Here is a 25,329-nt window from a genome sequence, read left to right as displayed (position 1 = left end):
CGGCGGCCATTTTACCCCCAGGGGTTTCATGTGTTATCATCTTCACCGAGCCCGCAGATGCGGCGCGGGCGACGAATGGCGGTCGAGGCCGCCTTAACCTAGGCCTAGGATAGGAGGGTGCCGTCTCCTTTCTTGGGCTTAAGGGGATGAAGGAGGTGAAAAGGCATGCCCCTTAGCAGTGAGCGCAAGCTCGAGATCATCGAGGAATACCGGGCCCACGAGAAGGATACCGGATCCGCGGAAGTCCAGATAGCCATCCTCACCAAACGCATCGAGGACCTCACCGAGCACCTCAAGGTGCACAAGAAGGACCACCATTCGCGACGCGGACTCCTGAAGATGGTGGGCAAGAGAAGAAGGCTCCTCAACTATCTTAAGGAAAAGGACGTGGAGCGCTACCGCGAGCTCATCGAGAGGCTGGGACTGCGGCGCTGAGTAAAGACCTGGAGCCGGAGAGCCCGGCGCATATGAACGAGAATGGAGATGAGATAGGAGATGACCGAAGAGACGAAAAAATACTCGGTCGACGTATTCGGCAAGACCATAGAATTCGAGATAGGAAAGCTTGCCCTGCTGGCTGACGGGGCGGTGTTGATATCCTGCGGCGGCACCGACATCCTGGTCACGGCCATGGGCTCCAAGCACGAGGTGGACCGCGACTTCTTCCCCCTGGTGGTGGACGTGGAGGAGAGGATGTACGCGGCGGGCAAGATCCCCGGCGGTTTCTTCCGCCGCGAGGGAAGGCCGTCCGAGAAGTCTATCCTCACCGCAAGGCTGATCGACCGTCCCCTCCGGCCCAGTTTTCCCGAGGGGATGCGCATAGAGGTGCAGGTGATAGCGACCATCCTCTCCGTGGACCAGACCAACCCCCCCGACGTGCTGGCCATCAACGGGGCCTCCGCCGCCCTGTGCATATCCGACATACCCTTCAACGGCCCCATCGGCGCCGTGAGGGTGGGGCTCCTCCCAAGCGGGCTGGTGATCAACCCCACCCTGCAGGAGCTCGAGGACAGCAGGCTCGACCTGGTGGTGGCGGGGGTCCTCAACCCCGAGAGCAACGAGGTGGACGTGATCATGGTGGAGGCGGGCGCCTCCCAGGTCCCCGAGGAGGAGATCGTCGACGCCCTGGAGTACTCCAGACAGGGCATAAGGGAGATGATCCGCATCCAGCAGCAGATGGCCGGCGAGATCGGCAAGCCCAAGCGCAGCGTGAGCCTGAAGACCCACGACTTCGAGGCGGTGGTCGCACGCTTCCCCGACATGCAGAGGCGGGTGGAGCAGACGGTGCGCGAGATCGCCGGCAACCAGCTCGAGAAGACGGAGAGGGACCGCACCCTGGAGAACCTCCTCAACGAGATACTCCTCCCCGCGGAGATGGAGGGGGTGCCGGAGGAGCTGCTGGAGGGCGCCAAGGCCTATTTCGACGAGCTGGTGGGCAGGTCCATGCGGCGCCTGGTGGTGGAGGAGGAGACGCGCATCGACGGCCGGCGTCCCGAGGACATCCGCCCCATAACCTGCGAGGTGGGGCTGGTCTCCCGCACCCACGGCTCCGGCCTCTTCAAGCGCGGACTGACCCAGGTGCTCACCCTGCTGACCCTGGGGCCCATAAGCGACATGCAGAGGATCGATGACCTCTCTCCCGAGGAGAGCAAGAGGTTTCTCCATCACTATAACTTCCCGCCCTTCTCCGTGGGGGAGACGGGCATCCTGCGTGGGCCGCGCCGCCGGGAGATCGGGCATGGGGCTCTGGCGGAGAGGGCGCTGGTCACCCTGATACCGGACGAGGACCGTTTTCCTTATACCATACGCCTGGTGTCGGAGGTGCTCTCCTCCAACGGGTCCACCTCCATGGCCTCGGTGTGCGCCTCGAGCCTGGCCCTCATGGATGCCGGGGTGCCGCTGAAGGAGAACAAGGCGGTAGCGGGCATCGCCATGGGGCTGATCAAGGAGGACGACCGCGTGGCGGTCCTCACCGACATCCAGGGCTTCGAGGACAAGTACGGCGACATGGACTTCAAGGTGGCGGGCACCGACGAGGGGGTCACCGCCCTGCAGATGGACATGAAGATCCGCGGCATCACCGTGGAGACCATGCAGCGTGCCCTCGAACAGGCGCGCGAGGCGCGGCTGTACGTCCTGCGCAAGATACGTGAGGCCATCCCCGAGCCGCGTAAGGAGCTCTCTCCCTACGCGCCGCGCGTGGTGACCTTCGAGGTGCCGGTGGACAAGATACGCGAGGTCATCGGCCCGGGCGGCAAGGTCATCCACCGCATCGTCGCCGAGCACGACGTGGAGCTGGACATCGAGGACGACGGAAGGGTGTTCATCACCGCCAAGGACCTGGCGAGCGCTCAGGGCGCGCGACTCATGGTGGAGCAGATCATCCGGGAGGCGCGTCCTGGGGAGCAGTTCGAGGGCACGGTCACCCGTACCACCAGCTTCGGCGCCTTCGTGGAATACCTGCCGGGGAAGGAGGGTCTGGTACATATTTCCAGACTATCCGACCGCCACATACCGCGGGTCGAGGACGTGATCAACGTGGGAGACCGCGTGAAGGTGGAGGTGACGGAGATAGACAAACTGGGAAGGGTGAACCTGAAGGCTCTGGATATCGAGGTTCCCGAGCATATCGCGGAGGCGGCCCCACCGCGCGAGGAGCGTAGGGGCGAAGCGCGCGGCGGCGAGCAGCGCCGGAACTCCAGGCAGCAGCCGAGGAACTCCTCGGGCCAGCAGGGCAGGCAGGGCGAAAGGGACCGGGGCCGGGGCGACCAGATGCGCCAGCGGCGTGACTGAGCGATCGGGAGCGGGCCCGCCTCAGATGCGCGAGAAGGACTTACGGATCACGCGGAACGAGAACGGCATCCGCATCCTCACGGAAAGGATGCCCAGCCTGCGCAGCGTGACCACGGGTTTCTGGGTAGGGGTGGGATCCCGCGACGAACCGCGCGAGCTCTCGGGCATCAGCCACTTCATAGAACACCTTCTCTTCAAGGGCACGGCGCGCCGCACCGCGCGGCGGATCGCAGAGGAGTTCGACGCCATGGGCGGGGAGCTCAACGCCTTCTCCGCCAAGGAATACACCTGCTTCTATTCCAAGGTGCTGGACGAGAAGCTCGACCACGCCTTCGAGGTGATGACGGACATGCTCCTCCGTTCCCTCATGCGCCCCCAGGACGTCGACGCGGAGAGGCGGGTCATCCTGGAGGAGATCGCCATGCACGAGGACTCCCCGGACGACATCATCCACGACCTCTTCGTCTCCGCCCTCTGGGAGTCCCATCCCCTGGGGCAGAGCGTGCTCGGCAGCCAGAACGTGATCCGCACCCTGGGGAGCGAGGAGATAACGGAGTATTACCGCGCTCACTACCTTCCCTGCAATATCGTGGTGGCGGCGGCGGGCAACGTGGAACATGAGAGGGTGGTGGAGTTGGTGGACCGACTGGTGGACTGCGAGGGCGGCGACGGCTGTCCCTCCCGCCACCCCTTCGTGCCCGAGATACGTCCTCACACCGTGGTCTACGACCGTCCCACCGAGCAGGCGCACATCGTCATCGGCACCCAGGGGCTTCCCCGTCAGCACCCCTCCCGCTTCGCTCTCGCGGTGCTGGACAACATCCTCGGAGGGGGGATGAGCTCCCGGCTCTTCCAGAAGATCAGGGAGGAAAGGGCCCTCGTCTACTCCATCTTCTCCTATCATTCCATGTACGTGGAGACGGGCCTGGTGGCGGTATATGCCGGGACCAGCCCCGAAAACGTGTCCGCGGTACTGGAGCTGATAAAAGAGGAGATAGCCCACCTCACCGAGAAGGGCGTGAGCGAGGAGGAGCTGAACCGCTCCAAGGACCATATCAAGGGCAACCTAGTGCTCAGCCTGGAGGACAGCGGCAGCCGCATGACCAGGATCGGCAAGGCCGAGGTATGCGGCGGAGAGATCCTGGGCCTGGACGACCTCCTGGCTCGCATCGACGCCGTCACCGGCGACGACGTCTTGAGACTGGCCAGGGAGCTCTTCGGATCCAGGAAGATGGTGGCCACGGTCATCGGCCCCCTGGGCGACAGGGAGTTGCAAGGACACCTTTTCTGAAGGTCAGGGAGGCGCTCGTTCCCCGCCGTCCGGACCGGGGCCGGTGCGAGACGGCGGACAGGCGAAAAACGTACTCTTCAATCCGGCGCCGCCCCGTGGTGATGATATCCATGGCCCCGCAGCTGTGAGGCACCCCGGCGGGCCGTGAGGGCGCGAAACCCCGGGAGGCCCACGACCGTGCCGGGGTCGCAGGCGCCGCGCGGCAGCGGGGCGGCGTCGAGGGGCAGAGGCGGCCGGCGGGTGAGACGAGATGGAAGGGGGACCGCGATGAGGGTAGGCGTTTGCGGAGCTGGCGGACGTATGGGCAGGGAGGTCTGCCGGGCGGTGTCCGCGGAGCCGGACCTGGAGCTCGTATGCGCCGTTGACCCGGCGTGGGAGGGGAGGCGACTAGCGGAGATGGTGCCCGGCCTCCCGGGGGAATTGATGGTAACCGCGGATCCAAGGGAGCTGGTGAAGAACGGCGTGGAGGCGGTGGTGGATTTCTCCCTCGCCGAGGCGGCCAGGGAGAATGTGGCCTACGCCCTCTCGCAGGGGATCCATTGCGTGGTGGGAACGACGGGCTTGTCCGAGGAGGACCTGGAGGGGTTCGCAAGGGAGGCGGAGGGAAAGGGGGTCGCGTGCCTGGTGGCCCCGAACTTCGCCGTGGGGGCGGTGCTGATGATGGATCTCGCCCGCCGGGCCAGCCGTTTCATGGAGGCGTGCGAGATCGTCGAGCTCCACCATGCCGCGAAGCTGGACGCCCCCTCGGGAACGGCACGCCTGACCGCGCGCCTGGTGGGCGAAGGCGGGGATGCGGAGACCCGTGCGGTCGCCGACGGGGGCGCGCGTGGCCTGGAGATCAACGGAATACGCGTGCATTCCGTGCGCCTCCCGGGACTGGTTGCGCACCAGGAAGTGATCTTCGGGAGCCAGGGGCAGACCCTGACCATACGCCACGACTCGTACGACCGCTCCTCTTTCATGCCCGGGGTGATACTGGCCCTGCGCCGCATCCGTGAGTTCCGGGGCCTGGTGCTGGGACTCGACAGGCTCATGGGCCTGTGACAGCTACCGCTCCGACGTGCACATCGTGCTCCTCCAGGCCGCGGCAACCCCTGCACGGAGGTCCGCGGCGGCCGCCGCGGTCGCACTGCACGCACCTCCATACGAAGGTGAAGATCGCCGCGGCGTTGAAGTTATCGTGGTAGGAAACCGGGACGCGTCCGCGCGGAGCGAGGAAGGGGAGCCGGCCCCGTACGCGGCGGGGCCGGCACGAGATGCGTCATAACGCGGTGCGGATCCCTGGGAGGTCGCGCGGGCGAGACGAGGACGAGGACGGATGGAATAACTACAGGGGAAAGGACGGCGCCAGGCGATGACCGCGAAAGGCGGCGTAAAGAGAAGTAGACCGTCGGGAAAGAGCGGCGGAGCGGGGAAGAAGGCCTCTGGGGCCGCGAAGGGCTCGGGCGGCAAACGGGGCCGTTCCGGCGAGAAGGGGCTTCCGAGAAACCTCAGGGAGATCTACGGCGTCGCCATCATCACCCTCGGCGTCCTTTTCTTCCTCGCCTTTTTCCTCGAGGCGCTGGGGCCGGTGGGACGCGGGCTGGACCTCTTCTTCTCCTACCTCATGGGTAGAGTGCGTTTCGTGCTCCCCTTCGTTTCCCCGGTACTGGGACTGGCGCTGCTGCTGGGGAGGATAGGGGAGATGGCCGAGGAAGGCCGCTGGCGCATCACCTGGGTGGAGCTTGCGGGCATGGTCATCATGGTGATGGCGGCATGCGCCCTGCTGCACCTGCGAGCGGGAAGCGTGGAGGCCATGTTCACCCGCGAGAGCCTGGAGAAGGGAGGCGGCCTCATGGGGGCGGTGGTGGCGTGGCCGCTGGTGAAGCTCTTCAGCAGGGCGGGAGCCTACGTGCTGCTGACGGCGATGTTCCTGGTAGGTTTCCTGCTGCTCACCGGCCTGACCATATCCAAGTATTTCCAGGAGAGGGTGGAGAAGAGGAAGAGGGAGCGCGCGCAGCGGAGGGCCGCCGGTGCCGCCGCGGCCGGGACGAGGAGCGGAGAGGAGAGGGAGAGGAAGGCGAGGCCGAAGACGAAGGGCGTGGAAACGGCGGCGGCCGGGGAGAGGGAGGCGGTACCGGCGTTGACCCCCATACCGCCAAGGCCCCCGGAGGCAGCCACCGATGATTCCGCCGCCGCAGTAACGGTGGAGGAAGGGGGCCAGATGGCCATCGAGGTCCCCGTGGAGGCCTCCAGGTCCTACCGCCTCCCGCCCCTGGAGCTGCTGGCGAGGTCGGGGGAACGCAGCTCCCTTTCCCGCCGCAGCGTGAACGAGAGCATCGCAGTGCTGGAGAAGACGCTGCGAGATTTCGGAGTGGACGCCGCGGTGACCACGGTGACGCGGGGTCCCACCGTCTCCAGGTTCGAGGTGGAGCTGGGTTCCGGCGTGAAGGTGAACCGCGTGCTCAGCCTGAGCGACGACATCGCCTACGCCCTGGCCTCCCCGGACATCAGGATCATAACCCCCATTCCCGGCAAGTCGGCCATCGGCATCGAGATCCCCAATCGCGAGAGGGACCTGGTCACCCTGGGAGACATCCTGAGCACGCCGCAGGCCCGCCGCTCCCGGTCCCCCCTAAAGGTGGGGCTGGGCATGGACGTCTCCGGCCAGCCCGTCGTCGTCGACCTGCGTGATATGCCGCACCTCCTGCTCGCCGGGGCCACGGGCACGGGCAAGAGCTGTTGCATCAACGCCATGATCGCCTCCGTGCTCATGGCGTCGCCGCCGAGCGAGGTGCGCATGATGATGATAGACCCCAAGTACGTGGAACTCTCGCATTTCAACGGCATACCTCACCTGCTGGCGCCGGTCATCACCGATCCCAAGAAGGCGTCGGCGGCCCTGGCCTGGGTGGTGCGGGAGATGGAGCTGCGCTACCAGGTGCTCTCCCGGGCCGGGGTGAAGAACATCCAGGCCTACCGTTCGGCCCTCAAGGAGGGGCTGGAGAAGGAGAAGGACGAGCGCGGGGAGAGGGCCTTTCCGGACCTCTATTACATCCTGGTGGTCATCGACGAGCTCGCGGACCTCATGATGGTGGCCCCCTCAGAGGTGGAGGACTCCATCGCCAGGATCGCCCAGATGGCTCGCGCGGTGGGCATACACCTGGTGGTGGCCACGCAGAGGCCGTCCGTGGACGTGGTGACCGGGCTCATCAAGGCGAACATGCCCTCCCGCATCGCCTTCACCGTGGCCAGCCAGGCGGACTCGCGGGTGATCCTGGACACCGGCGGGGCGGAGAAACTGGTGGGGCACGGCGACATGCTCTTCCTGCCCGCGGGGAGCTCCAAACCCATGAGGGTGCAGGGTTCCTATGTCTCGGAGAGAGAGATAACCGCCGTGGTCGCTTACGTGAAACGCCAGAAGCAGGCGGAGTACCGCGAGGAGATCATGGAGGAGGCGACGGGCGAGAGAAAGGAACAGGCCCGCGAGGACGAGCTCCTGGAGGAGGCCATCGAGATCGTGGTGAGGTCGGGCGTGGCCTCGGCTTCGCTGCTGCAGAGGAAGCTGCGCGTGGGATACGCGCGCGCGGCGAGGCTCGTGGACCTCATGGAGGAGATCGGCGTGGTAGGGGGTTACGAGGGGAGCAAGCCCAGGGCGGTACTCATGACCGTCGAGGAACTGGAGGAGAGGAAACGGCGGCAGGGGGATGGGGAGGGAGGGGCGTAGGGCGCGGAAGTGCATCACCATGAGGCGGCCCCTGCACGCGGCGCGGAGGGCGGGCGCACGCACCGGGGAATGTGGCCCCATGGCGCATGGTCCCGATATGCGGGGGAGAGGACGATGCGCATCCGCCGCGGTGCCGTCACGGCGGGGAGAGGCCGAGGCGAAAACGGCTGTTAACCAGAATGTGCATACTCTGCTATAATCTACCCGGAAGGCTATCGGGGCAGGAGGTGTCGGTGGCTAACAGGCTGGCGCAAGAGGTGGAGAAGATCCTTTCGGCGGCAGTGGGCGATTTCATCGCCAAGGCCACGGTGAAGAAAAACTGCGAGTTGATCGGGACGACCCCAGACGACCTCACCGCGGACCAACTGCCCGCCCTGGCGGAGAAGATAGAGAAATCGGTGTCCTTCTTCTCGGGCAAGGACGTGGGGAGCGGCGTGGCCGAGAAGATAAAGACCATCAAGATCTGACGCGAGGCGAGATACATAGGCAGCGCCTACGCTCCACGCGACGGGGAGCGGGGATGAACCGGCAGAACCCTCCTTTTTCGGACGTCCACGGACTCAGTTACCACCTTCTTACGCTGGGGTGTCCCAAGAACGAGGTGGATTCCGACCTTTTGGAGACGCGCCTGGCGGCGGCAGGCTGGAGGAGGGCGTCGCATCCGCGCGAGGCCAGCGTGCTCATGGTGAACACCTGCTCCTTCATCGCTTCCGCACTCGAGGAGACGGTGGAGGAGGTGCTGGAGCTGGCGGACCTGAAGGCGGAGACCGGCGCCAGGCTGGTGGTGGCGGGCTGCATGGTGGCGCGCTACGGCGTGGCGGTCCTCGAGGAGCTGTTGCCGGAGGTGGACGTCTTCCTCCCCTTCGAGGGATACCGGAAAGTGGCGGAGATACTGCAGAGATGCGTGGCCGGGGATCTCGGCGGGGAAATGGAGGACGCCCTTCCGGAGTGGGAGGCGGCGGGCGGGAGGGGTGTTCCCGCGCGCGCGGGAGAGAGGGAGGATGTCCCATGTCCGGGGCTGACCCCATACCGGAGGATTTCGAGCACCCTGGAAAGAGGCTTCGTGTACATCAAGATCGCCGAGGGATGCTCGAGGCGCTGTACCTTCTGTACCATCCCCGCCATAAGGGGGCGGTTGAGATCCAGGACCGTGGAGGACATCCGCGACGAGGCGCTTTTCTTCACGTCGCGCGGGGCGCGGGAGATGGTGCTGGTGGCCCAGGACACCACCGGGTACGGCCGGGATATCTACGGCAAGCCGCGGCTCCACCGGCTCCTGGAGGAGCTGGCAGCCCTGGAGGGGGACTTCCGCATCCGCGTCATGTACATGCATCCCGAGGGGTTGGACGGCCAGGTCATGAGGGCCATGCGTGACCCCCGCGTGTGCAGCTACCTGGACCTGCCCTTCCAGCACGCGGACGCAGGCGTCCTGCGGGCCATGGGGAGGCGGGGCGACGCGCGCTCCTACCTGGAGCTCCTGGAGAGGGCCCGCGAGCGGTTAGGCGAGGTGGCGGTGCGGGCCACGCTCATGGTGGGTTTTCCGGGAGAGAGTCGAGAGGCATACGCGCGGCTGCGCCGTTTCGTGCGTGAGGCGCGTTTTGACTGGCTTGCCCTCTTCGGGTATTCTCGTGAGGAAGGCACGCCGGCGTTTTCCCTGCCCGTCTCGGTGAGAAAGGAAACCGTCCGCTCCAGGATCGCGGAGCTCACCGAGATCCAGGAGGAGATCATGCGGGAGAAGGCGTCGGGGCTGGTAGGCAGGGAACTCGACGTCCTCGTGGAGGGGAAGAGCCCCGAGGCTCCCGGTTTCTGGGAGGGAAGGTCCTGGAGGGAGGCGCCGGAGGTCGACGGGGTCATCTTCATCCGCGATGCGCCGGGAGTGCAGCCCGGGACCTGCCGGAAGGTGAGGATAGTCTCCACGGAAGGGATAGACCTGCATGGCGTGGTCGCAGGAGAAAAGGGATGAGAACGTCCCGCGGCGGGCGAGCAACTTGAACCTCCCCAACGCTCTCAGCGTGTCGCGCATGCTGCTCGCCCCGGTGATCGCCGTCTACCTGAGAGACGACGACCGCAGGAGGAACGCCATGGCGGCGGCGGCGGTACTGGCGGCGGCGGCCACCGACTACCTCGACGGCCACCTGGCCCGGAAGCAGGGCAAGGAGACGAGGCTCGGCCAGTTCCTCGATCCCCTGGCGGACAAGGTCTGCCTGTCCACCGCCTTCGTGATGCTGGCGGTGCGCGGGAGGCTGGCGGCATGGATCCCCGGCCTGATCATCGGCAGGGAGGCCCTGATGACCCTCTTCCGCGTCTATGCGGGGAGCAGGGGATCGTCGGTGCCGGCGAGCATCTGGGGAAAGCTGAAGACCAACTCTCAGCTCCTGGCGCTGCTCATGGTGATCATGGAAAGGGAGGAGGAGCCGTACGCCACGCTGGAGAAGGCGGCGGTGGCGCTGGCGGTGGCGCTCACCCTGTACTCGGGTCTCGATTATATGCGCAAGGCGAGCAGGTACCTGGCGGAACCGGGAGATGCGCGAGATTAAGACGTGTTCGCTCCTGGCGGTGGGAGACGAGCTCCTGGACGGCAGGGTCGAGGAAAACAACTCCACCTTCATCGGCGAGAAGCTGCGTTCCCTGGGCGTGGAGGTGGTGCTGCGCGCGGTGGTGGGAGACGACGCGCGCAGCATCAAGAGTGCCCTGGAGAACGCGCTGGCCGTCTCGGACCTCCTGGTGGTGACGGGCGGGCTGGGGCCCACGGACGACGACCTCACCAGGGAAGCGGTGGCCGAGGCCCTCGGGCTGGCCCTGCGACGGGACCCTTCCATCGAGGAGAGGTTAAGGGGGTTCTTCCGCGCCATGGGGAGGGAGATGTCGCCCAGCAACCTGAAACAGGCCGACCTGGTGGAGGGAGCGGAGGTCCTGGAAGCCAGGCTGGGCACCGCGCCGGGGCAGTGGATAGAACACGCGGGAAAAGTGGTGGTGCTCCTGCCCGGCGTGCCGCACGAGATGCGGGACATGGTGGAGAACGAGCTCGTGGGGCGCGTCTCCGCCCGCGCCCCGGGAGAGAGGGGGGGAAGCGTGTCATTGCTGGTGGCCGCCCGGCCCGAGTCCGAACTGGGGGAAGAGGTGAAGGAAGCCCTCTCCGGCATCGAGGGCGTGGGGGCATCATTCCGCGTGGCGGACGGCAGGATAGAGGTGAAGCTCACCTCGCGGGAAGACCTCTCCCTCCTGGCGGAGGCGGAGAGACGCGTCCGGGAGAGGCTGGGAGGCTGGGTGCTGGCCCAGGGCGAGGAGACCCTGGAGGGCAACCTGGGCAGGGAGTTGCGCGCGCGCGGGCTCACCCTCGCGGTGGCGGAGTCCCTGACCGGGGGCATGCTGGGGGAGAGGATCACCTCGGTACCCGGCAGTTCGGACTATTTTAGGGGAGGCATCATCGCCTACGATTACCGGGCCAAGGAAGAGCTGCTGGGGGTGGATCCCGATCTTCTGCGCTCCCGGGGCGCGGTGAACGAAGAGGTGGTTGCGGCCATGGCCCGCGGGGCCAGGGAGCGCCTGGGAACCGACCTGGGGGTCGCCGTGAGCGGGGTGGCGGGACCGGGGCAGGGGGTGGAGAGCGAGCCGCCGGGCACGGTGGCCTTCGGGCTTTGCGACGGGGAGAGGGAGTTCACCTGGAAATACCGGCTGCCGGGAGACCGCGAGAGGGTGAGGCGCTTCGCGGTGACCGTGGCCCTCACCGTGGTCCTCTTGTACGTGCGTGACGGGGACGTGGGGCATGTGCGCTGAGAGGCTGCGGCTTTTCGTGGCGGCGGACATCCCGCGCGAGCACAGGGATTCCATCGCCTGCGCGCTGGAGCCCCTGAAGGAGAAGGTCCCGGGCGCGAGGTGGGTGAAGCCCGACAACCTTCACCTGACGGTGAAATTCATCGGGGAATACGGGGAGGACGGGCTGGAGCGCCTGTCGAACGAGATAGAGGCCGCCGCGGGCAGGTGCGCCCCCTTCGTGGCTTGCCTCGGGCGGTGCGGGGCCTTTCCCTCCCCGGGAAAGGCGCGGGTGCTGTGGGTGGGCATGGAGCGGGGAGAGGAGGAGGCTGCCGTAGTCGCCAGGAGACTGGACGCGAGGCTGGAGAGAGCGGGGGTGAGACGGGAGGGCAGAGGCTACCGGGGTCACCTCACGGTGGCCAGGCTCAAGACCCCGGCGGACTGCGGCGCGTTCCTGGAGGAGCTGGCGGCGAGGATGAAGGAGGCAGGCGGGCTGGCCTTCGAGGTGGAGAAACTGACCCTTTACCGCAGCATCCTGTCGCCGTCCGGTCCCACCTATGTGGCGCTGCGCCGTTTCGCGTTGGGAGGTGAGGGACGTGGGGAGGATTAAGCTCGCGCCCTCCATCCTGAACGCGGATTTCAGGGATCTCCGCCGCGCCATATCCTATATCGAAGGTCTGGCGGATGCCGTGCACCTGGACGTCATGGACGGCAACTTCGTGCCCAACATCAGCTTCGGCCCCCTGGTGGTGAGGGCGGTGAGGGAGCTCACGGAGATGCCGCTGGACGTGCATCTCATGATCGCCCACCCGGGGGAGTTCGTGGAGGATTTCGCGCGGGCGGGGGCGGACTGGATCTCCTTCCATGCCGAGGTGACCAGGCACCCCGGAGAGATCCTGGGACTACTCCACAACCTGGGAAAACGCGCGGGCATCGTGCTCAACCCCCAGACGCCGGCGGAGCGCATCTTCGACCACCTCGAATTGATCGATTACGTTCTGGTGATGACGGTCATGCCCGGTTTCGGGGGACAGGAGATCATCCCCGAGGCGCTGGTCAAGGTGGAGGAGATAAAGAGAGAGGCGCGGCGTCAGGGAGTGAGCCTGGAGGTGGAGGTGGACGGGGGCGTGAAGACCGGGAACCTGGCGACCGTCGCCGAGGCGGGCACGGATATCGTGGTGGTGGGGTCCTCCATCTACGCCGCTCCCGATCCCCGCGCGGCGGCGGAGGACATAAGGCGCGCGCTGGATGATTTTTCCGAGCGGCGCCGGTGACCCGTGCCCGCGGGACGCGCGCGAGGAAAAAGGCGCGTTGAACCCCGGCCGCCCCGCCGCTTTCCGCGACCGTCGCGGCCTCCCGTACGATGCCCTCGCCAGCGACCGCGATTCGCGCCTGTCGCGGCGAAGGCGCACGGCCCCGCATGGACAAGGGGAAACGCCGTCCCTTATAATGCGAACTGAGATCATCAGGTCTTCGGGGCAGGGTGAAAACCCCGACCGGCGGTGAAAGTCCGCGAGCCTTTGGCAGAACCGGTGGAATCCCGGTACCGACGGTGAAAGTCCGGATGGGAGAAGACCTCCAGGCGGCCTCACGCGGGCGCCGGGTTTTCTCCCGGCGCCCTCTTGTTTGCGTAGGAGTAACGCTTTGGACGAGGAGGCCCGGGAAGAGAGGTACATGAGGATGGCGCTGTCCCTGGCGGCCAGGGGCAGGGGGATGACCCATCCCAACCCCATGGTGGGAGCGGTGCTGGTGAAGGACGGGGTGGTGGTTGGCAGAGGCTACCATAAGGGACCCCCCAACCCGCATGCCGAGGCGGAGGCCATCGAGGAGGCGGGTCCGGCGGCGGGGGGAGCGGACCTCTACGTCACCCTGGAGCCCTGTAACCACCACGGAAGGACGCCTCCGTGCACGGAAGCGATCGTCGGGGCGGGCATAAGGCGGGTGATAGTCGCAGCGAGAGACCCTAATCCCCACGTCCGGGGAGGAGGGGTGGAGAGGCTTGAGGAATGCGGGGTCGAGGTGAGGACAGGCGTCTTGGAAGAGGAGTCCCGGCGCCTGAACGAGGCCTACGAGAAGCTGGTCCTGAGCGGCAGACCGCTGGTGGTGGTGAAGATGGCGGCCACCGCTGACGGGAGGACGGCCACGAGGACCGGCGCATCGCGGTGGATAACCGGCGAGGAGGCGAGGAAAGAGGTGCACCGCATGCGGAGGGAAAGCGACGCGGTGATGGTGGGGCGGGGCACGGTGGAGGCCGACGACCCGGAGCTCACCGTGCGCATGGTACCCCTGGGGCGCGCGCGACCGCCGCTCAGGGTGGTGGTGGACTCCCATCTCTTCATCCCCGAGAGCAGCAGGCTGGCGAGGGGTGAGGGCCCGAGGGTGCTGGTGGCCGCGACGCGTGAGCACGACCCCGAAAAGCGCGAGCTCCTGCGCGCGAGGGGGGTGGAGGTGCTGGAGATCGCTGAGAAGGGCGGCCGCGTGGACCTGGCGGAGCTGGTGAGGGCCCTGGGGGCCATGGGAGTGGCGCGTCTCCTGGTGGAGGGAGGCCCCACCCTGGTGGGGGCCCTGCTCCAGGAGGGGCTCGCCGACAGGCTGGCCCTTTTCCTTGCCCCCCGGGTGTTCGGCGACGGGGAGGCCAGGGCCTGGGCGGAGGGGAGGACGGTCCTCGACCCGCGGGAGGGCATCCCCCTGCGCTGGGAACGGGTGCGGAGGCTGGGCGGGGACCTGCTCCTGGAGGCGGAGATAGGAGGGCGTTGAGAGAGGTGTTCACGGGGATCATCGAGGAAGTGGGAAGGGTGCGGGAGCTGAGGCGCCTGGGCAGGGAGGCCTCCATAGGCGTGTCCTGCCGTGAGATATGGAGAGGGCTGGATATAGGGGACTCGGTGGCTGTGAACGGCGTGTGCCTGACGGTCACCGCCGTGGGCGAGGGGTATTTAGCCGCCGACGTCTCCGAGGAGAGCCTGTCGCGCACCACCCTGGGGACGGCGGTGCGGGGCACGGCGGTGAACCTCGAGCGGGCGCTCTCGCCGAGCTCCCGCCTGGGAGGCCATATCGTGCAGGGGCACGTGGACGGCGTCGGCCGGGTCGAGGACATAAGGCAGGTGGGCGGGGGCAGGGACTACGTATTCTCCTGCCCGGCGGAGATCAGGTCCTACCTGGTGGAGAAGGGCTCCATAGCCGTGGACGGCATAAGCCTCACCATCAGCGGGCTGAGCGAGAACGGCTTCAGCGTCGCGGCCATACCCCATACCGTGGCGGTCACCAACCTCGGGACGCTGAAGGCGGGCGACAGGGTCAACCTGGAGGTGGATATTATCGCTAAATATGTAAGGAATTACCTGGAGCGCGGCCTTCCCGGGAACGCCCGCTGGGAAAAGGAGGACACCCTGTACGAAAAGCTGTCCGAGGGAGGTTTCCTGTGATGCTCCGGAGATGCCGCCTCCATACGGAAAACCGGTATTTTATGGAAAACTGTTCGAGGGAGGTTCATGAAGATGGAAGATGAGGCGCGCGCAGCCGAAGTCGAGGCGCAACCCGAAGACAGCCCCTTCGATACCATCGAGGAGGCCATCGAGGAGATACGCGCCGGAAGGATCGTCATCGTGGTGGACGACGAGGACCGCGAGAACGAGGGCGATTTCCTCATGGCGGCGGAGAAGGTCACCCCGGAGGCCATCAACTTCATGGCCAAGCACGGCCGGGGGCTGATCTGCATGCCGTGCATCGCCTCGCGGCTGGACGAGCTGGACATCCACCCCATGGTCACCAACAACACCTCCACCCACGAGACCGCCTTCACCGTCTCCATAGGGGCCAAGGGGAAGATCACCACCGGCATCTCCGCCTATGACCGCGCGGTGACCATCCAGACGGTGATCGACCCCGCCACCCGCCCGGAGGACATCTCCAAGCCGGGGCACGTCTTCCCGCTGCGGGCCCGGGAAGGCGGGGTGCTCAGGCGGGCGGGGCACACCGAGGCGGCGGTGGACCTGGCGCGGCTGGCGGGGCTCTACCCAGCCGGGGTCATCTGCGAGATCATGAACGAGGACGGGACCATGGCCAGGGTGCCTCAGCTCGCGGAGATAAAGAAGCGGTTCGGCCTCAAGATGGTGACCATCGAGGACCTCATCCGCTACCGCAACCGCACCGAGACCTTGGTGCGGCGGGTGGCGGAGGTGCGCATGCCCACGACCTACGGGGAGTTCCGCGCCATCGGCTATGAGTCCCTGGTGGACGGACGCTGCCACCTGGCCCTGGTCAAGGGAGAGGTGCGCGGCAAGGAGAACGTGCTGGTAAGGGTGCATTCCGAGTGCCTCACCGGCGACGTGTTCTCCTCCCTGCGCTGCGACTGCGGGGTGCAGCTGAGGCTGGCCCTGCAGATGATCGAGGAGGAGGGGGAGGGGGTGTTCCTCTACATCTTGGGCCACGAAGGCCGCGGCATAGGGCTGCCCCACAAGCTGCGCGCCTACATGCTGCAGGAAGAGGGCATGGACACCGTGGAGGCCAACCTCGAGCTCGGCTTCCCGCCCGACGCCAGGGACTACGGGATCGGCGCCCAGATCCTCTCCGACCTGGGCCTCACCACCATGCGCCTGCTCACCAACAACCCCGCAAAGCGGGTGGGGCTGGAGGGATACGGACTGAAGGTGGTGGAGCGCGTGCCCCTGGCCATCGAGCCCTGCGAGGAGAATTACGCCTACCTCAAGGCGAAGAGGGAGAAACTGGACCACCTGCTGGAGTTCTAGGAGGAAAGGAGATATCCATGGCCGTATACGAAGGGCACCTGGTAGCCACCGGGCTGAGGTTCGCGGTGGTGGTGAGCAGGTTCAACGAGTTCATCAGCACGCGCCTGCTGGACGGGGCGCTGGATGCCTTGAAGAGGCACGACGCGGACATGGACGGAGTCGACGTGGTCTGGGTCCCCGGCTCCTTCGAGATACCGCTGGCGGCGTCGAGACTGGCGCGGACCGGGAAGTACGACGCGGTCATCTGCCTGGGGGCGGTGATCAGGGGATCCACGCCCCATTTCGAGTACGTGGCCGCCGAGGTCTCCAAGGGCATCGCCCGCGTCAACCTGGACTCCGGCGTGCCGACGGTCTTCGGGGTCATCACCGCGGACACCATAGAACAGGCGGTGGAGCGCGCCGGCGCCAAGCAGGGCAACAAGGGCTGGCAGGCGGCGCTCACGGCGGTGGAGATGGGAAACCTCCTCAAATCCATGGGGTCAGCCCCGGACATGGGACATAACACGCCCCGGCCGATGGAGTAGCCCGTCCTGCCTTCTTCCGTCCCGAACCCGGCGGCAAGGCGCGGGTTGTCCGGGAGGCCTGCCCCGGACATGGGACATATCAGGCCCCGGCCGATGGAGTAGCCCGTCCTGCCTTCTTCCGTCCCGAACCCGGCGGCAAGGCGCGGGTTGTCCGGGAGGCCTGCCCCGGACATGGGACATATCAGGCCCCGGCCGATGGAGTAGCCCGTCCTGCCTTCTTCCGTCCCGAACCCGGCGGCAAGGCGCGGGTTGTCCGGGAGGCCTGCCCCGGACATGGGACATATCAGGCCCCGGCCGATGGAGTAGCCCGTCCTGCCTTCTTCCGTCCCGGACCCGGCGGCAAGGCGCGGGTTGCCCGGGAGGTCAGCCGGCCCGGTTTCTTGAGCGTGGTTTTTCCGTCCATGGCCCGGAGGTGACGGCCTTCGCCCCGCGCTCCCGTGCCGCATAACCCAGAGGCACCCTTCCTCACGGGCATGCCGCTATCGTATGTCGCCTCGTGCCGACCCCCGGTTCCCGGGCAGAGCGCCAGAGGAACGGTGTTGATCCCGCTTCCGCTCGCGATATCGCCTTGCCGGCAGCTCATCACGGGCATGGCATGTGGAAGAGGTGCCCGGTCTTCATCGCCCTCGAGATGACGACCGGCCGGCTGATCCCGCCTGGCGGGACCCGCGGAACGATGGATGATGGAGACGGATGAAGGCCGGGATACGCCTGCCGGGTGGCTCGGTGAGGGTGCCGCGGGCATGAAGGTCGCGTTAAGAGAGCGCTACAGGCGTGCCGATAAATAGACTTGGAGATGCGAAAGACCTGGTGAGCATGGGCGAGGACGGGATGAGAGGCGAGGTGACCCTCGGAGAGAACGATACCCTGGCGCGATGCCTCCGCGGCGCCCTTGAAACAGCGCTGAAAGAGAAAGGGCACGGAGATCCGGCGGCCCTGCGATCCTTCTGCGAGATCCTGTCGCGTGCCGTTTACGCAAGGTGCGGAGAGGGGGTAGGGGAATGGATGGAGCGCCTGGAGGAAAGGGCGTGCGTCCTGATCAGGTCTGGCGCGGACGGACACGGTATCGCGGCGGCGATCGCGGAGGCGGCGGAGGACGTCTCCGCGCCGCAGGGGGAAGGCTATGCTCGCTACCTAGGCCTCCTGCATGCCCAGGTCGCGATAACGCGGGCGCTGGAACGCGTGGAACGAGAGAAGAGGGAGGAGCTGGAAAGGCGCCTCGGCGAGATAGACGGTTTTCCTGACACCATCGCGGCGACCCTTGATCCGCCCACCTTGGCCAGGATGGGGATGGAGAAACTCAGGGCCATGACCGGAGCGGCACGCGCATCCCTCTTCCGCTACCAGGAGAGGGGCATCTACGCCTGCGACGGTACGGCAGGAACGGAGGCGCCGGGAAGCAAGATGGTGGTGGAAGGGCGGGCGGAAGAGGTCCTGGTGCGGGAAAAAGGGGCATATGAATGCGGGGGAAGCCCCGAGCCCTGCATCTTCCTCGACGGCGTGAGGGCGGACCTTCCCGGCAGGCTGTTTCTGCCCCTGGTGGTCAGGGGTCGCACCACGGGACTGGTGATGCTGGAGCGCGACCCGGACGGAGGCCGCCTGGACGGGGAGGCCTTGAGCCTGGCGCGCCGTTTCACGAACCGTATGGCGGTGGCGTTGGAGAACGCGGAGCTGCATGCCCGCGAACAGAGGAAGATAAGGGAGACGGTCGCCCTGCTGGAGCTGACCAGAGCCATAAATTCCACCCTGGACCTGGAGGAGATCCTGGAAAGGGTGGCGCGCATGAGCGTGGACCTCTGCGGGGTGACGGAATGCGTGGTCTATCTGCGGGACCCGGAAGACGGACATTTCCATCCCGGAGCGCGCTACGGGTTCCTGGGCGAAGGCGAGGGCGAGGGCCTTCCGCGCTCCTTCCGTGCCCGGGAGATGGACCGGGGTTGTCTGCGCTCACTGGAAGAAGGGGAACCGGTGCTGCTGGGCATCGACGGATCCACGGCGCTCTATCCTCGCCAGCCCCTGTGCGAGCACGGGGTGGAGAGGGTCCTCCTCCACCCCCTGATTTCCAGGGAGCGCCTCACGGGCATCCTGGCCCTTTTCTATGCCCGGCTCGGGTCAGGCGCGCCCGGCAGGGAGGAAAGAGGCCTCATTGCGGCCATAGCGGCGCAGGCCTCCATGGCCATCGAGAACGCCTCCCTCTACGAGGATATCGAGAAGAGTTATTTTTCGACCATCAAGGCCCTGGCGAAGGCCATAGAGGTAAAGGACCCCTACACCCACGGTCACTCGGAGAGGGTCACGGAGTACGCCCTTATCATCGCGGACGCCATGCGCCTGGATGAGCGGGATAAACAGAAGCTCAAATACGCCGCCACCCTGCACGACATCGGGAAGATAGGCATCGCAGGAAGGGTGCTCAACAAGCCGGGAGCGCTGACGGAGGAGGAGTATTCGCACGTCAAGACGCATCCCCTGCTGGGGGACAGCATCATCGAACCGGTGGAGTTCCTCCAGGAGCCCCGGCCCATCATCCTCCACCACCACGAGCGTTATGACGGCAACGGATATCCCGGCGGACTCAAGGGAGAGGACATCCCCCTGTGCGCGCGAATCCTCTCGGTGGCCGATGCATTCGAGGCCATGCGTTCCGACCGTCCCTACCGGCGCGCCCTTCCCCTTGAGGAGGCGGTGGAGGAGTTGAGGCGTAACGCCGGGACCCAGTTCGACCCGGAGGTGGTGGAGGTGTTCCTTGACGTCCTGGAGCATTACGGTGGCGATCCGGTGAACAGGTAGAGACCGGCGGGCCCGCGGCGCCTGCGTCGCGGATGCCGGCGGATGGGGGAGGCCCGCCGCCCGCGAGGGGCGGTGCTTCCGGACCGCGGAGGTAGGAGTTGTTCGACGAGATACTGAGAGGCGAATCGCAGAACGGCGGAGAGCGGGGCAAGTTCAAGATCCTGGTGGTGGACGACGACCCCAACATCAGGGAGCTGATCGTCGACACCCTGAGCGCGGACAGGTTCGTGCCCATCGAGGCCAGGGACGGCAAGGAGGCGCTGCGTATCTGCGAGAGGGAGCGCCCGGACATCATCGTCCTCGACGTGATGATGCCGGACCTCGACGGCCTGGAGGTATGCCTGCGGCTGCGCGGAGAGGCGCTCACCAGCCATATACCCATCATCATGCTCACCGCAAAGGGGATGCTGGAGGACAAGATCAGGGGCATGGAGACGGGGGCCGACGACTACCTCACCAAGCCCTTCGATCCCCTGGAACTGGAGGCGAGGATAAACATGCACCTGCGGCGTTCCATCCGCGACGGAGAGGCCAGCCCCCTCACCGGGCTTCCTGGGAACCGCGCCATAGAGGAGAACATCGAAGCCCGCATACGATCGGGAGCGAAGTTCGCGGTGTGCTACGTGGACCTCGACGACTTCAAGGCCTACAACGACCGCTACGGTTTCCATGCCGGGAGCGAGGTCATCAAGCTGACCTCCCGCGTGATCCTGGAGGCCTTGGAAAAGCACGGCGGGGAGGGGGATTTCGTGGGGCACATCGGGGGTGACGACTTCATCATCGTCACCGACATGGAGAGGGCGGCGCTGCTTGCGGAGGAGATCATCCGCCTCTTCGACGCGGGCATCCAGGAGCACTATGACCCCGAGGACGTGGCCAGGGGATATATCGTGAGCACGGACAGGCAGGGCAGGGTCAACAGGTTCCCCATCATGAGCATAAGCGTGGCCATCGTCCACAACACCTACCGCCACCTGGACCATCCGGGCAAGGTGGCACAGATAGCGGCGGAGCTGAAGAAATACGCCAAGACCATGCCCGGGAGCAACTACGTGTTCGACCGCAGGCGCAGCGACTGACGGGACCGGTGGATATGGCGGCGAGGAGCATGCAGGCAGACGGGAGGAGAGCCGCGGGGCGGGAGGAGGCGGCCTCGGGCCAGCGGGCCAGCGTGAGGCTGCTGCTCAGCTCCACGCGCTTCATAGCCTCCCTTTTCTGGCTGACCATCGCGGTGGCTACCCTGCTGTTCGTGCTGCCCTATTCGCAGCGTACGGGTTCGCCGGTGTTCTACGTCTTCATCGCCCTGTCCATACTCGTCTACCTCGCTCACCGCTTCTTTCCCTTCGAGGGCTATCATCCCGTGGCCTTCTTCCTCCTGCAGGCGGCCACCGATGCCCTCATCGCGGTCATGGTTTATCTCAGCGGGGGGAAGGCGAGCGGGCTGTCTCTGCTCTTCCTGGTGGTGATCATCTTCTCCTCCGCCTATTTCGAGCTGCTGGAGACCATGCTCATCACCGCGGTGACCTGCGCCTTCTTCTTCGCCCCCCTCACCTACGAGACCGTTGACGGGGAGACCATCAAGGGCATGGCCATGGCCGTACCCGTGTATTTTCTCATCGCCCTCTGCGGCTCTTTCGTCATCAACATGTCGCGCGAGCAGGAGAGGGAGAAACAAGCCCTCTCCAACCTCTACGACCAGGCGGACACCAAGCGCAGGGAGCTGTCGTCCCTCTACGCCGCCTCCCTCAAGTTCGCGTCCACCCTGGACACCGAGCAGCTCCTGAACGTGCTCCTCGACAACGCCGGAAACCTCGTCGCCTGTGACGCCATGGCCGTTTCTCTCTATCAGGAGACGGGAGCCCTGGAGGTGAGGGGAGTAAGGGGCATGGGGCAGGGGATGGTGGAGGTGTTGGAGGAAGAAGATGGAAACCCCATCATGCTCTCCGCCTCCGCGGTGCTGCCGGTGAGCATAGGCGAAAGGGACGAGGACCCTCTCTTCACCGCATTCCTGGAGCGCACCGGCTACCGGTCCATGATCGCCGTGCCCCTCTTCGCGAGCTCCAGCGTCATCGGGGTGTTGAGCTGCTATTCCAAGCGGGCCAACGCCTTCGACGACGACGCCGCTCGCATCCTGCTCACCCTTTCCAGCGAGGCGGCGCTGGCCCTCGAGAAGGCGAGCCTCTACCGCACCACCCTGGAGGACAAGAGGAAGATAGAGGCCATCATCAACAGCCTGACCGACGGCATCATGGTCCTTGACCGGGAGGGGAGGCTGGTGCTGGCCAACCCCTTCGTGGCGCGGCTTCTGGACATGGGGGAGGATGACCGAGGCCGAGAGTTGGGGGAGATCCTGCAACGCGACGGAGAAAAGGTGGATTTCGGCGAGACGTCCCTGCGGCAAGCCATGGAAGAGGTGTTCGCGCACGGCCGGTCGGTGAAGGGGGAGGTGTGCGTGAGGACCGAGCCGCCCATCGTATTCCAGGTGCTCTGGGTTCCCCTCCATGACGAGGAGGGGAAGGTGGGCGGCGCCATCGTCCTGCTCCACGACGTCACCGATTTCATCGAGCTCGACCGCATGAAGTCCGACTTCATCTCCATCGTCTCCCACGAGCTGAAGACCCCCCTTACCTCCATCAAGGGCTTCGTCCGCCTGCTGGCCGCCGGCAGGGTGGGAGAGGTGAACGAAAAGCAGCTCCATTACCTGGATATAGTGATGCAGCAGACGGAGTCCCTCACCGAGCTCATAAACGACCTCCTAGACCTCTCGCGGATCGAATCGGGGATCATCGAGGTGAGGCGGGAGCCGGTACAGCTGCGCGAGGTGATCGAGGAGGTCCTGCAGGGACTGGAGAACCTGGCGCGCGAGAAAGAGGTCGTCCTGGTGGAGGAGGTCCCGGCCGGGATGCCCGCGGTGTGCGGGGACGCCTACCGCCTGGCGCAGGTCTTTACCAACCTCATCCACAACGCCATAAAGTTCACCCCTCCGGGAGGCGAGGTGCGCGTCGAAGGGGAGGGGGACGGCGAGCGGTGTCTGGTGAGGGTGAGGGACAGCGGCATGGGCATACCTCCCCAGGACCTGGAAAAGATCTTCGACAAGTTCTATCAGGTGGACTCCTCCTCCACGCGGCAGCAGAGCGGGACCGGCCTCGGTCTCTGCATCAGCCGCCAGCTGGTGGAGGCACACGGAGGGGAGATCCACGTGGAGAGCGAGCTCGGGAAGGGCTCCACCTTCACCGTCTCCCTCCCCGTCCGCATCCCGGCGGAAGAAAAAGCCGGAAGGGAAAGGGAGGCGAAGGCGGCGGCGGGCTGAGAGGCGACGGGGGGTTCGCGAGGCCTACACCGGACAACGCGGGGCGTGCGCACCGCGGCGGAAAGGCCGGACGCGGGCCGCGGGAGCAGCTCCGAGGTTGCCGCGCGGGAGAGCCCCATGGCCATCCCGGAGCGGGGGACTTCTGCGGCGGCATGAGCGGAAACGCCGTCCCCGGGGATGCCGCGTCGCCCCGGCAAGCGATCTCCTGTCGATGCGGGAGTGAGGGACCGGGAACGGGGATTGCCTGCGGGGCCGCCATAAACTATACTTCACCCCGTAAAAACGAATAACGACAAGAAGAGGCGGTACCGCTTCTCACCCCGCGGCGCAAAGCCAGCGGGGTTACGGGGTCGAGGGACCCGCGGATAGCGAGGAGGACCGCTATCCTTTTTGATTTTAAGGAGGGATGCCAGATAGACAAGCACGTGCGCGTCAACGAGGGGATCAGGGCCAGGGAGGTCCGCCTGGTGGGACCTGACGGCAACCAAATCGGCATCAAGACCATCGAGGAAGCCCTGAGGATGGCGGAGGAGATGGACCTCGACCTGGTCGAGGTGGCGCCCCAGGCCCAGCCCCCGGTCTGCAAGATCATGGACTACGGCAAGTACCGTTACGAGCAGACGGTGAAGATGAAGGAGGCGCGCAAGAAACAGAGCGTGGTGGTCTACAAGGAGATGAAGATGCGTCCCAAGATCGACCGCCACGACTACGAGATCAAGCGCAGGCATATCGAGAGGTTTCTCAAGGCCGGCAACAAGGTCAAGGTGACCATCATGTTCAGGGGACGGGAGATGAGCCACACCGACTTGGGCAGGAGCCTCCTGGAGCAGCTGGCGGAGGAGCTCTCGGAGCTGGGGACGGTGGAATCGCAGCCGAAGTTGGACGGGCGCAACATGCAGATGATCCTGGCGCCCCTGAGCACCGCGAAGAAGGACGGAGGAAGGAATGCCAAAGCAGAAGACGCACCGGGGCGCGGCGAAGCGCTTCGAGGTGACGGGAAAGGGAAGGATCAGGAGGAGGAAGGGATACGGTAGCCACCTCCTCACCAAGAAGAGCGCGCGGCGCAAGCGCGGCTACCGCGTCAAGAACGAGGTTTCGCCCCATGACCTCTCGGGCGTGAGGAAGATGCTCGGCAGGGGGTAGGGGTAAGGCGCCGTCGCAACGGCACAGCCGCAGATAAGAAGCTGGAAAGGACTGATCAGAGTGTCCAGGACAAGACATTCCGTGGCCAGGAAGAAGAGGAAAAAGAAGGTGCTGCGCATGGCCAAGGGCTACCGGGGGGCCCGCAGCAGGACCTTCCGCAGCGCCAACGAGCAGGTGATGCACTCTCTCCAGTACGCGTACCGGGACCGCCGCACGCGGAAGAGGGATTTCAGGAAGCTGTGGATCGCGCGTATCAACGCCGGCGCCAGACAGCACGGCCTCACATACAGCCGTTTCATCCGGGGCCTGAAGCTGGCGGGGATAGAGGTCAACAGAAAGATCCTCGCGGACATGGCGGTGAACGACCCCGCCTCCTTTGCCGCGCTGGTGGAAAGCGCCAGGGAGCATCTGGAGAAAGAGCCCGAGGTGAAGGAGGCGAGTGCCTGATGGGGTTCGCCTGTCGGGGGTGATCGAAAGCCCGCGCAACGAGCGCATTAGGCGTTACCGCAGGCTGCTGAAGAGGAATTTCCGCTACCGGGAGAGGAAGTTCCTGGTAGAGGGGCTGCAGTGCGTCTCCGAGGCCCTGGTACATCCCTCAAGACCCGAATGCCTGATCTGCGACGAGAAAGGCCTCAACGCACTGGAGGCGTATTCGGATATCGTCGCGGACCGCGGCATCCCCGTTTTCCAGGCGCAGCCAGCGGTGATGGCCTGCCTGACCACCGCGGTGACGCCCCAGGGAGTACTGGCGGTGATGCCCATGCTCGACGTGGACCTGGCGGCCTTACTGGAATCCGCCGCTTCCACGCTGGTGATCGCCGACCGCGTCAGGGATCCGGGCAACCTGGGCTCCATGATGCGGGCCGCCGACGCGGCGGGCGCGGGGGGGATGGTGGTGTGCGCGGAGAGCGCCGACCCCTACAACCCAAAGACGGTGCGCGGCACGGCCGGTTCCATATTCCACCTCCCGCACAGCGTGGGGCACGACATGCGCGATGCGGTGACCGCCCTCAGGGAACGCGGATTCACGATCATCGCGGCCCACCCGCATGCGGGAACGGAACACTGGGATTTCACCTGGCCTGAACGTATGGCCCTGGTGTTGGGCAACGAGGCCTGGGGCATTCCGCGGGAGGACGAGGAGCTGCTCGATGACCTGGTGAGGGTTCCCATCCTCGGCAGGGCGGAGTCGCTCAACGTGGCCGCCGCCGCGGCGGTACTGCTCTACGAGGTGGAGCGCGTACGCAGGATGGGGCGAAGAAGTACTGATTGAC

General features: G+C 66.0%; 22 protein-coding genes and 1 riboswitch. All 22 genes read left to right on the top strand.

Annotated features, from left to right (window positions below):
* The first annotated feature begins 165 nt into the window (after window positions 1–165).
* The 22 genes from rpsO to H5T74_07400 all read left to right on the top strand — a co-directional run bounded on the left by rpsO (window position 166) and on the right by H5T74_07400 (window position 25,328).
* Complete coding sequence (rpsO, locus tag H5T74_07505) at window positions 166–435, top strand: 30S ribosomal protein S15 (GenBank protein ID MBC7230221.1); 270 nt, start codon at window positions 166–168, stop codon at window positions 433–435.
* Window positions 436–495: 60 nt separating this feature from the next.
* Complete coding sequence (locus tag H5T74_07500) at window positions 496–2,793, top strand: polyribonucleotide nucleotidyltransferase (GenBank protein MBC7230220.1); 2,298 nt, start codon at window positions 496–498, stop codon at window positions 2,791–2,793.
* Window positions 2,794–2,818: 25 nt separating this feature from the next.
* Window positions 2,819–4,084: an insulinase family protein gene (locus H5T74_07495; GenBank protein MBC7230219.1), complete on the top strand. Its 1,266-nt coding sequence runs from the start codon at window positions 2,819–2,821 to the stop codon at window positions 4,082–4,084.
* A 267-nt stretch (window positions 4,085–4,351) separates the two neighbouring features.
* Window positions 4,352–5,128 carry a 4-hydroxy-tetrahydrodipicolinate reductase gene (locus H5T74_07490; GenBank protein MBC7230218.1) on the top strand — a complete coding sequence of 259 codons (777 nt, stop codon included), beginning with the start codon at window positions 4,352–4,354 and terminating at the stop codon, window positions 5,126–5,128.
* A 310-nt stretch (window positions 5,129–5,438) separates the two neighbouring features.
* Window positions 5,439–7,790, top strand: a complete 2,352-nt coding sequence (locus H5T74_07485; GenBank protein ID MBC7230217.1) for a DNA translocase FtsK 4TM domain-containing protein — start codon at window positions 5,439–5,441, stop codon at window positions 7,788–7,790.
* A gap of 233 nt (window positions 7,791–8,023) precedes the next feature.
* A complete protein-coding gene (locus H5T74_07480; protein MBC7230216.1) occupies window positions 8,024–8,257 on the top strand; it encodes a hypothetical protein in 234 nt (77 codons plus the stop codon).
* A gap of 53 nt (window positions 8,258–8,310) precedes the next feature.
* Entirely contained in the window at window positions 8,311–9,753 is a 1,443-nt protein-coding gene (gene rimO / locus H5T74_07475) for a 30S ribosomal protein S12 methylthiotransferase RimO (GenBank protein MBC7230215.1), read from the top strand.
* Window positions 9,725–10,327, top strand: coding sequence for a CDP-diacylglycerol--glycerol-3-phosphate 3-phosphatidyltransferase (pgsA, locus tag H5T74_07470; protein ID MBC7230214.1), 603 nt, complete (start codon window positions 9,725–9,727; stop codon window positions 10,325–10,327). Before rimO ends, pgsA begins: the two co-directional genes overlap by 29 nt.
* Complete coding sequence (locus tag H5T74_07465) at window positions 10,314–11,567, top strand: CinA family nicotinamide mononucleotide deamidase-related protein (protein MBC7230213.1); 1,254 nt, start codon at window positions 10,314–10,316, stop codon at window positions 11,565–11,567. Before pgsA ends, H5T74_07465 begins: the two co-directional genes overlap by 14 nt.
* Window positions 11,557–12,153, top strand: coding sequence for an RNA 2',3'-cyclic phosphodiesterase (gene thpR, locus H5T74_07460; GenBank protein MBC7230212.1), 597 nt, complete (start codon window positions 11,557–11,559; stop codon window positions 12,151–12,153). Before H5T74_07465 ends, thpR begins: the two co-directional genes overlap by 11 nt.
* A complete protein-coding gene (gene rpe, locus H5T74_07455; protein MBC7230211.1) occupies window positions 12,101–12,817 on the top strand; it encodes a ribulose-phosphate 3-epimerase in 717 nt (238 codons plus the stop codon). The genes thpR and rpe overlap by 53 nt, the downstream gene beginning before the upstream one ends.
* A gap of 191 nt (window positions 12,818–13,008) precedes the next feature.
* Window positions 13,009–13,123: riboswitch (FMN riboswitch) on the top strand.
* A gap of 94 nt (window positions 13,124–13,217) precedes the next feature.
* Window positions 13,218–14,300 carry a bifunctional diaminohydroxyphosphoribosylaminopyrimidine deaminase/5-amino-6-(5-phosphoribosylamino)uracil reductase RibD gene (gene ribD, locus H5T74_07450; GenBank protein ID MBC7230210.1) on the top strand — a complete coding sequence of 361 codons (1,083 nt, stop codon included), beginning with the start codon at window positions 13,218–13,220 and terminating at the stop codon, window positions 14,298–14,300.
* 5 nt (window positions 14,301–14,305) lie between these two features.
* A complete protein-coding gene (locus H5T74_07445; protein ID MBC7230209.1) occupies window positions 14,306–14,965 on the top strand; it encodes a riboflavin synthase in 660 nt (219 codons plus the stop codon).
* Between the two features lie 72 nt (window positions 14,966–15,037).
* On the top strand, window positions 15,038–16,288 hold the full coding sequence (locus H5T74_07440) for a bifunctional 3,4-dihydroxy-2-butanone-4-phosphate synthase/GTP cyclohydrolase II (GenBank protein ID MBC7230208.1): 1,251 nt from the start codon (window positions 15,038–15,040) through the stop codon (window positions 16,286–16,288).
* 17 nt (window positions 16,289–16,305) lie between these two features.
* The gene (locus tag H5T74_07435; protein ID MBC7230207.1) at window positions 16,306–16,812 is read left to right on the top strand and encodes a 6,7-dimethyl-8-ribityllumazine synthase; all 507 of its coding nucleotides are present in this window, start codon (window positions 16,306–16,308) and stop codon (window positions 16,810–16,812) included.
* Window positions 16,813–17,622: 810 nt separating this feature from the next.
* Complete coding sequence (locus tag H5T74_07430) at window positions 17,623–19,602, top strand: GAF domain-containing protein (protein ID MBC7230206.1); 1,980 nt, start codon at window positions 17,623–17,625, stop codon at window positions 19,600–19,602.
* 98 nt (window positions 19,603–19,700) lie between these two features.
* The gene (locus H5T74_07425) at window positions 19,701–20,681 is read left to right on the top strand and encodes a response regulator (protein ID MBC7230205.1); all 981 of its coding nucleotides are present in this window, start codon (window positions 19,701–19,703) and stop codon (window positions 20,679–20,681) included.
* Window positions 20,682–20,710: 29 nt separating this feature from the next.
* On the top strand, window positions 20,711–22,912 hold the full coding sequence (locus H5T74_07420) for a PAS domain-containing protein (protein ID MBC7230204.1): 2,202 nt from the start codon (window positions 20,711–20,713) through the stop codon (window positions 22,910–22,912).
* A 365-nt stretch (window positions 22,913–23,277) separates the two neighbouring features.
* Window positions 23,278–23,946 (top strand): translation initiation factor IF-3, encoded by a 669-nt coding sequence (locus H5T74_07415; GenBank protein MBC7230203.1) that lies wholly within the window; start codon window positions 23,278–23,280, stop codon window positions 23,944–23,946.
* Entirely contained in the window at window positions 23,858–24,055 is a 198-nt protein-coding gene (gene rpmI / locus H5T74_07410; protein ID MBC7230202.1) for a 50S ribosomal protein L35, read from the top strand. Before H5T74_07415 ends, rpmI begins: the two co-directional genes overlap by 89 nt.
* A gap of 60 nt (window positions 24,056–24,115) precedes the next feature.
* Window positions 24,116–24,502, top strand: coding sequence for a 50S ribosomal protein L20 (rplT, locus tag H5T74_07405; GenBank protein ID MBC7230201.1), 387 nt, complete (start codon window positions 24,116–24,118; stop codon window positions 24,500–24,502).
* Window positions 24,495–25,328: an RNA methyltransferase gene (locus H5T74_07400; protein MBC7230200.1), complete on the top strand. Its 834-nt coding sequence runs from the start codon at window positions 24,495–24,497 to the stop codon at window positions 25,326–25,328. The genes rplT and H5T74_07400 overlap by 8 nt, the downstream gene beginning before the upstream one ends.
* The last annotated feature ends 1 nt before the right edge of the window (window position 25,329 follow it).

It is taken from the genome of Actinomycetota bacterium (assembly GCA_014360645.1).
GTDB lineage: Bacteria > Actinomycetota > Geothermincolia > Geothermincolales > RBG-13-55-18 > Solincola_B.
Note: the sequence above shows the minus strand (reverse complement) of the source record. Positions and strands in the feature narration are given on the sequence as shown.